This is a genomic window from Mesorhizobium sp. BHbdii (assembly GCF_053848045.1).
This window is the reverse complement of record NZ_JBSPKX010000198.1, coordinates 1-461: the sequence shown is the minus strand read 5'-3', so window position 1 is coordinate 461 and position 461 is coordinate 1. Positions and strand designations below refer to the sequence as shown.

Annotated in this window: 1 protein-coding gene; it reads left to right on the top strand. The window is 65.1% G+C overall.

The annotated features are described in order from the left end of the window. Positions 1-461, top strand: a 461-nt coding sequence (locus ACWTU8_RS32600; RefSeq protein WP_455851349.1) for an AraC family transcriptional regulator, incomplete at both ends; no start/stop codon positions are given.

The following is a 461-nucleotide window of genomic DNA, read 5'->3' as shown; positions in this document are numbered from 1 at the left end:
ATGCGCACGGGCGGCGGACGAAAACAGCCATCCCGCGCGTTACGATCGGCCGTAGCGAGGTTCCGACATCGCCCCTGCCCGAACTCTGTCAACCGACCGCGCTGTTGGTCCTGCAGGGGACCAAAACGGTGCTGGTCGGCGACCGTACGCTTGCCTACAGCGCCGGTAGCTATTTCGTCTATGCGGTGGAGGCGCCCGCCACCAGCCAGCTGATAGAGGCGAGCAGCGCCCGTCCCTACATGGCTCTCGCCTTCGCCATCGATATCGAGCTGATCGCCGGCCTGCTTATCGACCACAGACCGGCGGTCGACGGCGACAGCTTCGTAACCAATCGGGCGGATGACGAGTTGCTCGATGCCTGGCGCCGTATGCTGCGGCTGCTCGACCGTCCGGCCGAAATTCCGGTGCTCGCGCCCATGCTCGAACGCGAGATCGCATTCCGCCTGCTGCAAGGTCCGCAA